This is a genomic window from Ameyamaea chiangmaiensis (genome assembly GCF_013376175.1).
In the GTDB taxonomy this organism is placed as follows: domain Bacteria; phylum Pseudomonadota; class Alphaproteobacteria; order Acetobacterales; family Acetobacteraceae; genus Ameyamaea; species Ameyamaea chiangmaiensis.
Genome location: NZ_JABXXR010000111.1, coordinates 1 through 9,371, shown reverse-complemented (window position 1 = coordinate 9,371; position 9,371 = coordinate 1). Strand labels below are relative to the sequence as shown.

General features: G+C 65.9%; 8 protein-coding genes. 5 read left to right on the top strand and 3 right to left on the bottom strand.

Annotated elements, in window-relative coordinates:
• Together HUK82_RS12165 and truA are read left to right on the top strand one after the other, a co-directional pair.
• On the top strand, positions 1 to 649 hold a 649-nt coding region (locus tag HUK82_RS12165; protein WP_176614218.1), incomplete at its 5' end, for a methionyl-tRNA formyltransferase.
• Complete coding sequence (gene truA / locus HUK82_RS12160; protein WP_176614217.1) at positions 642 to 1,442, top strand: tRNA pseudouridine(38-40) synthase TruA; 801 nt, start codon at positions 642 to 644, stop codon at positions 1,440 to 1,442. The genes HUK82_RS12165 and truA, both read left to right, overlap by 8 nt.
• A 13-nt stretch (positions 1,443 to 1,455) precedes the next feature.
• Here truA and mgrA read toward each other — a convergent pair whose 3' ends face one another.
• Positions 1,456 to 2,478, bottom strand: coding sequence for an L-glyceraldehyde 3-phosphate reductase (gene mgrA / locus HUK82_RS12155; protein ID WP_176614216.1), 1,023 nt, complete (start codon positions 2,476 to 2,478; stop codon positions 1,456 to 1,458).
• Between the two features lie 493 nt (positions 2,479 to 2,971).
• Between mgrA and HUK82_RS12150 the strand changes: the two genes are divergently transcribed.
• Positions 2,972 to 3,952, top strand: a complete 981-nt coding sequence (locus tag HUK82_RS12150; protein WP_176614215.1) for a hypothetical protein — start codon at positions 2,972 to 2,974, stop codon at positions 3,950 to 3,952.
• A 301-nt stretch (positions 3,953 to 4,253) separates the two neighbouring features.
• Here HUK82_RS12150 and HUK82_RS12145 read toward each other — a convergent pair whose 3' ends face one another.
• Positions 4,254 to 6,539 (bottom strand): TonB-dependent receptor, encoded by a 2,286-nt coding sequence (locus HUK82_RS12145; RefSeq protein ID WP_212648048.1) that lies wholly within the window; start codon positions 6,537 to 6,539, stop codon positions 4,254 to 4,256.
• Between the two features lie 11 nt (positions 6,540 to 6,550).
• Positions 6,551 to 7,714 carry an LLM class flavin-dependent oxidoreductase gene (locus tag HUK82_RS12140; RefSeq protein ID WP_176614213.1) on the bottom strand — a complete coding sequence of 388 codons (1,164 nt, stop codon included), beginning with the start codon at positions 7,712 to 7,714 and terminating at the stop codon, positions 6,551 to 6,553.
• A 95-nt stretch (positions 7,715 to 7,809) separates the two neighbouring features.
• On the opposite strand from HUK82_RS12140, the gene HUK82_RS12135 reads away from it, so the two are divergent.
• The gene (locus HUK82_RS12135; RefSeq protein ID WP_176614212.1) at positions 7,810 to 8,475 is read left to right on the top strand and encodes a cysteine hydrolase family protein; all 666 of its coding nucleotides are present in this window, start codon (positions 7,810 to 7,812) and stop codon (positions 8,473 to 8,475) included.
• 65 nt (positions 8,476 to 8,540) lie between these two features.
• On the top strand, positions 8,541 to 9,371 hold an 831-nt coding region (locus HUK82_RS12130; protein WP_176614211.1), incomplete at its 3' end, for an MFS transporter.

Here is a 9,371-nt window from a genome sequence, read left to right as displayed (position 1 = left end):
GTTGATCCTGCCCGGCGCGATGCTCGACGCGCCGCGTCTGGGCTGCCTGAACATCCACGCCAGCCTGCTGCCCCGCTGGCGCGGCGCCGCACCGATCCAGGCCGCGATCCTGCACGGCGACACGCGCAGCGGCGTGTCGATCATGCAGATGGACGAAGGGCTGGACACCGGCGCGGTGCTGGCCGAAAGCGCCGTCGCGCTGGACGACCACAGCACGGCGTCGGGTCTGCACGACATGCTCTCGGCGCTGGGTGCCCGGATGATCGTCGATGTCCTGGCCCATCCACGGACAGCCGTCCCCCAGACAGACACGGGCGTGACCTATGCCGCGCGTCTGACGCGCGCGGACGGTCGTATCGACTGGCGGCGTCCCGCGCGTGACATCGACCGACAGATCCGGGGCCTTACGCCGTGGCCCGGTACATGGACGACCCTGGGCGACCTCACGCTCAAGATCGGGGCGGCGGACGTTGTCGAGGCCCCGACCGGGGTAGCCCCTGGCACAGTGACCGACGACCGGCTGACCGTGACGTGCGGCGACGGCGCCCTTCGGATCGGGCGTCTCCAGAAACCCGGGCGTGGCATGATGGACGCGGTCGATTTCCTGCGCGGCCATCCGCTGCCGGCCGGGACCGTACTGGGTGTCTGACCCCCACGTACAGCACGCGCCGTGCCGGTGGGCGGTAAGACTGGAGTATGACGGCCGTGATTTCGTCGGCTGGCAGCGGCAAATCACCGGCCTGTCGGTCCAGCAGGTGCTGGAAGACGCCGCCACGCGCCTGACCGGCGGCGTTCGCGTCGACAGCGTCACGGCCGGCCGCACGGACACCGGCGTCCACGCGACCGCGCAGGTCGCGCATCTCGATTTTCCCGCGGGTTTCGCGCTCAGGCCACACCAGATCCGCGACGGGCTGAACTTCCATATGAAGCCGTATCCAGTCGTGGTGCTGTCGGCCGTGCCGGTGCCATCGGACTGGAGCGCGCGTTTCTCGGCCGGGCGACGGTCCTACCTCTATCGTATTCTGAACAGACCCAGCCGGGCCGGACTGGACGCGGGCCGCGTGTGGCATGTCAAACACCCGCTGGACACGGACGCAATGCGCACGGGCGCGGCGCATCTTCTGGGGCGGCACGATTTCTCATCGTTTCGCGCCACGGCGTGTCAGGCCAAGAACCCCGTCCGCACGCTCGACACACTCGAGGTCACACGCACCGGCGAGGTCATCGAGGTGCGCACGCACGCCCGGTCGTTTCTCCACCACCAGGTGCGCAATATGGTCGGATCACTGCATCTGGTCGGCACGGGCCGCTGGCATCCCGACCGCATGGCAGAGGCGCTCGCGGCGTGCGACCGCCGCGCCGCCGGCCCGACTGCGCCGCCCGACGGGCTCTATCTGGTGGGTGTACGCTACGACCCCGATCCGTTCGACCGGGAGCCATAGCCGGATCGGACGCTCAGTCCGACAGATCGCGCCACAGATCGACGCCCCCTTCGCGCGCGTGATGGTCGATGCGGATCAGTTCCTCGTCTGAAAACGCAAGCGTCCGGAGCGCGTCGAGCGAGTCGTCAAGCTGCCTGACATTGCGCGCACCGATCAGGGCCGAGGTCACGCGCGGGTCGCGCAGCACCCAGGCGATCGCCATCTGCGCCAGCGACTGCCCGCGCTCCTGAGCGATGTCGTTCAGCGCACGAATATGGGCGATATTGTCGTCCGTCAGCAGCTCCTTCGAGAACGACCCACCGGCGGCCGCGCGACTGCCGTCCGGAATACCGTTGAGGTACTTGCTGGTCAGCATGCCCTGCGCAAGCGGCGAAAACGCGATGCAGCCGACGCCCAGTTCGCCCAGAACATCCAGCAGATCGACCTCGATCCACCGATTGAGCATTGAGTAGGATGGCTGATGGATCAGCAGCGGCACGCCCGCGTCCCGCAGGATCGCCGCCGCCTGTCGCGTGCGCTCGGGCCCGTAGGACGAGATCCCGACATACAGCGCCTTGCCCTGACGGTGCATCTGGACCAGCGCGCCCATCGTCTCTTCAAGCGGAACGTCGAGCGTCGGACGATGCGAGTAAAAGATATCGACATAGTCGAGCTTCATGCGCTTGAGGCTCTGCTCCAGCGACGCCAGCAGATATTTCCGCGATCCGCCAACGCCATAGGGACCGGGCCACATATCCCACCCTGCCTTGGACGACACGATCATCTCGTCCCGGTGCGCCTGGAAATCGCACTGCAGAATGGCGCCGAAATTCTCCTCCGCCGATCCGTAGGGAGGGCCATAATTGTTGGCGAGATCGAAATGCGTGACGCCGCGATCGAATGCGCGGCGAACAGTCGCGCGTCCGGTCTCGAACACATCGACACCGCCGAAATTGTGCCACAGCCCCAGCGAGATAGGCGGCAGATCGAGGCCCGAGCGGCCACAACGGCGGAACACGGCGTTCTCGTAACGGTCGGAAGCAGGAACCCACGTCATCGTGTCACGTGTCCTCTCGGAGTGATGGTCTTCGGGTCGGGCCGGGCGAGCACGCCGCATCAAGCCTCCTAGAATACCCCGAAAAAATCAACGCATCGAGTCCCGACGATGGACGGTCTCGGGGCTTTTACCCGCACGCGGCGCCGCCCCCTTGTCAGCGCCGGCTACCCCGCGACCCCTCGGGTGCAGCTCGTCGGAAAACGCGCCGCAGTGTCGCACTCCCTGCCGCTTTCGCCGAAGGTCGACCGCCCGCTGGACCGCGCGGCAGGCGATCGGGTTTACGGTCGTCTCCGGCGCCCCACCCCGGCCGATCTTTCAATTTGCAATTGCGATGCGATCGCAATATGAAGGTAACACCCGCGGGGCCAACGATTGTCACCCGACCGTCGATCCCCCGCCCTTGCCCCGCGGAAACTCCGGGGCGGCGTCCGATACGTCGCGAGACGGTTCGGACGCCGCCACCCTTTTTTCTCATCCCGGGATTACGCGGACCATGAGCGATACACGCACGCCCAGTGTCGAATGGCATCTCGAACAGTCGCAGCCGAACCACATCCTCGACTATTTCACGCCCGGACGCGGCTTCTCGCGGCAGATCAACACTCTCATCAGCCGCTTCCGCAGCGTACAGGCCCTGTGCACGTGCACCTGCACGCCGCCGGAAGCGCTTGTGCATCTGCGCGACGCTCTGGCCTTCCATATGGTTCGCATGTCGCGCTGGTGGAGCTTCGACTTCTGTCCCCGCGCGCTGGCCGGGGTCCGCAATCCGCTGTTTATGACCTATGTGAAGGCCCACACGACGCGCCATGTGGACGACGACGTGCTTCTGGACCTTTTCACACTGCAGCATCACATGCATCGGGGCGACGCGGGCCACATTCTCGCACTCGGGCGCGATCCCGACAGCGGCGCCGACCTCGTCCTGCTCTATGGCATCGATGGTCAGCGCGGGTTTCGCTTCGCCGCGAAAAAACCGGGGATGGAGCCGGACTGGTACCGCCATGCCTACCCCGACTATGCCAGCGCGTGGCTGGCCGCATGGACGATTCACTGCTCGCAGCGCGAGCAATGCGACGCCATGGACGAACATCTCGCCGCCGAGCGTGAACACACCTGGGCCCGCTCATGGCATCAGCGGCATTTCCACCGGACCGAAAGCCGCCCCGCGATCACGCTCTACCGCGAGGCCATGACCCAGCGCTCGCTCTGCCAGTCGCGTTTCGGCGTGGGCGAATTCGACGACATCGTCAACGGACTGGCCTTTCGCGTCGTGCGTACCGCCTACGAGCGACATGCGTCACTGGCCACCATCGTCAACGAAAGCGCCATCGCCCACGACGACGGCACCCTGGCCGATACGCTTGCGCAGAAAGCGCGTCTTTACGTGACGGAGTGCATGGATGTCCTGCAGCACCCCGAACTCGACCGCGTGATCGCGCGGACGGCGGGCTGCGCGCCCCGGCGGTGCTCATAGCCCCCGTGCATACGGCGACGGGACCGCAATAGCCGGTCTCCTGCGTCCTGTCTCAGGGGGGCCACGCGCCCGATGCGCGGCGCCAGCCAGTGCCAGGCCGCGCGCAACCATGCCAGATATTCCTCAAACGCGGTCATGATACCGTCTTTCTTGCTGGTGCCTGACCCGACCGTCGCGACACATCATGGCGACAGGATGCGCACACTGCGGCACGACGGCATCAGGTGCGTGACAAGACGAGACAGACGCCTGAAAGTTCCGCGCGCCGGCGTATCGACGATCCGATGGCGGACACTACGCGTCAGAATCGGTAATCGACGGTGCCGAAGATCTGACGCGGCGCGATGAATTGCTGGCTGGTCTGGCCTGTTCCATAGGGATCGGTGAAACGCGAGTTCACACCCGCCATGTTTGTCAGATTACTGCATGTCAGCGCGATCTCCCACCGCGAGGCACGCGGTGCGAACGATGCGTAGACATTGACCTGATGATAGCCCGGCACGTGGTCGACGGGTGCTGCATTGAAGACCCGGGCCATCATCGGGCCGCGATACAGGTACTGCGCGCGTGTCACGATGTCGCCCCATGCCGTTGTCCAACGCCACGCCACGGACAGCGACCCCTGCACATGGGGCATCTGCGGTGGCATGTTGCCGTGAATGTCGGGTGCCGCCGTCTCGACCGCGCTCCAGCAGGCCGTGTTGTAATACTGGCCGCCATACGCGCAGGCGGCGCTGGACGCATAGACCGCGTTCGTCGTGGCGGCATCGACGGCATGATCGTGACTGATGACCCGTCCATCCTGCAGGCCCAGCGCGCCGTCGAATCGCAACCGTCCGTCAAACAGGGCGTATGTGCTCTCGCCCTCAAGCCCCCACATCTCGGTGGCATGCACGTTGGCAATGCCATATGCGTAGGGATAAGGGTCGTTCTCGATATATTGCATATCGTGATATTTCGAGAAAAAAGCGGCAACGTTCAGACGCAAACGCCTGTCGAGCAACATTGACTTCGCGCCCAGCTCGAACGTCGTGTTGCGTTCCGGCGCGAACGTCTGTCCCACGACACGGGAGTCCAGATTTCCGTTGATGCCGCCGGGCTTGTATCCGGTCGCCACATCCCCGTACAGTAGAACGTCGCGCGTTAGGTCGTAGGACAGCTCCGCCTTCCATGTCGGTGTCCAGGACCGGAAATGCGCGCCACCCTCCCCGGACCCGAAAGCCGAGAAACTGCTGGTGCCGGACGCATACCGATCGACGTTGAACCGCGCACCACCCGTCAGATGCAGTGTGGGCAGAATATCATAGGTCCATTGCAGATACGGCGCGACCGTGAACCGACTGATGACCGTGCGGTTGCCGTAGGAAAGATTCGACGGCGGATTGGCGGCGATGTCGGGCGTCACGACAAACGCGTCCGGCGCCGCGGGGGTGCTGCCGATAAACTCGGCCACGAATTGCGAACTGCGCTGCCCCAGCAGAAACACGCCGGTCACCCAGTGAAGGCGCGCGCCTTCGCGCGACTGAAGCGAGAGTTCCTCCGTGTAGGTGTTCATACGCGTCGCCCATGACGCCACATTGTCGTAATAGCCCAGTTGCGCGACATTCAGACGCGAGCCGTTCATCTGGATCGTGTTGTTCAGCCGCTGATACGCCGTGACCGATCGCACGGTCGCCCACGGCAGGCGATAGTCGAGATTCAGATGATACAACGACGTATGCAGCGCGAATTTCGACGGATAATCCTGCGCCACGACACGCGGATCGGGCGTCGTGTCGAGGATATTCTTCTGTTCCGCGCCACCGTTCACCGCGCCATACCACTGGCCCGTCAGCGTCGCGCTGAGCGCCTCTGACGGCCGCCACAGCAGCGCGAGCTTACCGCCCTGCGTCTGGGCGTCATCCAGACCGAACCCGTAGGTCGAATGCGCGAAGGGCGCGTGGTCGTATTTCTGGAACGACCCGCGTAATGCCAGCGTCCGCCCGAGCGGCACATTCACCTCGGCCCGACCGAGTGCCAGGCTGTAGGTCCCGCCCCCGGCCTGAAGATGCCCCCCGAAGCGCCCAAGCTCGGGCTGGCGTGTGTTGATGACCAGCGCGCCACCCGTGGAACTCTGGCCATACAGCGCGCCCTGCGGACCCCGCAGCACCTCGACCTGATCCACGTCGAACAACGCCTGATCCAGCCAGATCGTGTTGGCGAGGAACACCCCATCCGTATAGGTGGCGACCCCCGATTGCGCGACGAGCGAGTTCTCCGGCGTCTGCGAACCCACACCGCGGATCGTGACATTCATCTCGAACCCGGCCGATTTCGAAACCGTCAGGCCCGGCACCATGCCGTTCATGTCCGCAACGGTCACGACATTGGACTGTTCCAGCGTTCGCCCCGACACTGCGCTGATGGTCGATGCGGTCTTCTGCAGGTCACGCCGTACGTGTTCGGCGGTCACCGTGATCCGTTCGATCGGGCTGCTGCCCGAGGTATCAGGTGCGCTGCCGCTCGTCGCCGGTGCGGCGTGGGCCACACGAGAGGCGGATGCCTCGCCCCACAGCGCGCACGCGACCCCAAGCAACACAACACGCACACGCGGCCCCGTCACGCCACACCATTACGGTATGATAACGATTCCATCGCATCACCGGTCCGATCAAGAGCGGGCGCGCCACCCCAACGCGATCGCAACGCGGGCAGTACGGACGACGCGAAACGCGCCAGCCCGTCCTGATAATCGGCGAAGACCAGCATGATGCCGTCGAGTTGCGCCGCCTCGATCATCTCGATGATCCGGCGTGTCACCGTCTGCGGATGCCCGGCGGCCACGGGCGTCATGAACCCCGAACGGGCACGGTCGGTCAGCGCGTTTTCCTGCCCGGTTTCCGCGTCCAGAACGCCGTAGGAGCGCATCAGTCCCGCGAAGGCCTCCCGATCGAAGCCGGCCTGAAACCGTGACAACCGCGCCGTCGCGGCCGCATCACTGTCATCGATCACCAGTGTCAGCATCGCATACAGCCGCAGCCTGCGGCCCGCGGCTCGAGCAAGCGCGCGCGCGCGCGCACTGATCGCCACGGTCTCGGCCAGGTCGCGCCCCCCGATGAACAGCGCGTCGGTCTGTTCGACGCTAAAGCGCATGCCCCGCTCCGACATCCCCGCCGCGACGATGAACGGTCGGCGCGAAGGCCGGGGGCTGGAGCGGCAATCGTTCAGGGTGACATACTGGCCCTTGAAGTCGACGGCGTCCCGGCCCCACAGCGACCGGACCGCCGTCACCCACTCCGTCGCCAGATCGTACCGGGCGTCGTGACCGATCGTCTCCGGCCATGCCCCCATCTGCGCGAATTCGTCGCGATACGCCCCGGGCACCACATTGATCCCCGCGCGGCCGTCGCTGACCTGATCCAGCGTCGCCATCATCTTCGCGGCGACCGCCGGGTTGTGCAAAAGGGTGTGGAACGTGGTCCAGAGCTGGATCCGGCGGGTCTGCGCGGCCAGAGCCGACATCAGCACCAGACTGTCTAATGACGTGTCCCAGTGCTGTGTCCGGCCGCCATAGCCGCGAAATTTGGCCATCGACATGGCGAAATCCAGCCCCAGCGCCTCCGCCTGCAACGTAATCGCCCTGTTCTGCGCGTAGGAGCCGTGGAGCGGAGGCGTCGTGTCGGACAGGATCCAGCCACCATTGGCGACGGGCAGAAAGACGCCGAAATCCTTGCCGCCGCCGTCCGACGGCACTCCGAACTGCTGCCTCTCGTCCTGCGTCATCAACGGTCTCCTGCTTCCTTCTCTATAGGCGCAACCGTTGGGACACCGAAAGCACCTCCTTGGCACGTGGTGCGCCGTCGACATAGGCTGCGGCCATGCCCACCGCCGCATCGACCATCCCCGAACCACTCGCGGTCCAGATAGGCCCGGCGCGCACGGCGCTGCTGGTGATCGACGCCCAGCGCGACTTTACCGCACCCGACGGCGCGATGGCGCGGACGGGCGCGTCGATCGCGGCGGCACAGGTCGCGCTGAGGCGGATCAGGACGCTGATCGAGACCGCCCGCGCGGCGGGCACCCCGGTCCTGTTCACGCGTGTCGTGACGTCGGCCGAGACCGATACGCGGGCACTGCTGACATTTCTGCGCCGCCGTGGCCTGCCGCCGGACGCTGCCGCCCTCTGCCGCGATGGCACACCGGGCTGCGCGTTCGACAGTATCGTTCCCGCGCCGGGCGAGAGCGTCATCGACAAGCGGCTGTATTCCGCCTTTTTCGGCACGTCGCTGGCCGAGAGGCTGCGCGCGGGCGCGATCGACACGCTGGTGCTGTGCGGTGTGACGACCGGGTGCTGTGTGGACTGCACCGCGCGCGACGGTTTTCATCACGATTTCAACATAGTCCTCGTCGGTGACGCCTGCGCGGACTATGCCCCCGACAGGCATGAGGCCGCCCTCGCCCTGCTCGCCGAACACTGCGCGACCGTGCTGGACACGGCAACGGTCTGCGCCGCGTGGGCCAATCAGGCGTGTTCAGATGATTGACGATACCGCCTCCGCTGGCCTCTCATCGCGCGCCCACTGAAGTCTGTTCCGGAATTCCCGATCGTATGGCGTCCGTCCTGTCCCGCCCGCCCGTCGTCACGACGATGCTCAGCGCCCTGTACTTCCTGTTGATGGCGGGCACGTTCAATTCGCTCGGCGTCGTGCTGCCCATGATGGTGCGCGATATCGGGCTGAGCTGGACCCAGGCGGGGTTCGGCTTCACGTTGCTGGGCGTGTCGTGCGGCGTGTCGAGCCTGTTGCCGGCCCTGACGATCCGCCGGCTGGGCGTCAGCCTGACCCTGATCATGGGCGGTCTGCTGCTGTGTGCCGGTTTTGCGAGTCTCGCCCTGGCCCGGGGAACCGGCATTTACGATCTCGGCACAATCCTGCTGGGCGTTGGTTTCTGTTTTGCCGGCAGTGTCCCCGCGACCCACGTGATCGCCACGCTGTATGCCCGGCCAGGAAGCGCACTTGGCATGTATTTCGCCATCGGCGGGCTGGGCTCCGTCTCCGGTCCACTGCTGTTTTACGTCTCGGCGCTGCTGTTGTCGGGCTGGCGGCCGTTCTGGGGGATGGCGGCGGTCGCCTCCCTGCTGGCGGGCCTCGGCGCGGCCGCCTGCACCCGCGTCGTGCCACACCGGGTCGAACGGGCGACGGACGATATCGGGCCGGTCGCCGTCGCCCGCTGGACGCCGCGCGCCGCGATACGAACACCTCAACTCTGGATCGTGATTGCGTCCTACACCGCTTCCCTGACCGTCAACACCACGATCCACAGCTTCGCCGTCCAGCATCTGGGCGAGCGCGGGCTGTCGCTGGGTCGCGCGGCGACCCTGTTTTCCGTTGCCGCCCTGATCGGCGCGGGTGCCTCGGCGATCGCGGGGCGACTGGGGGAG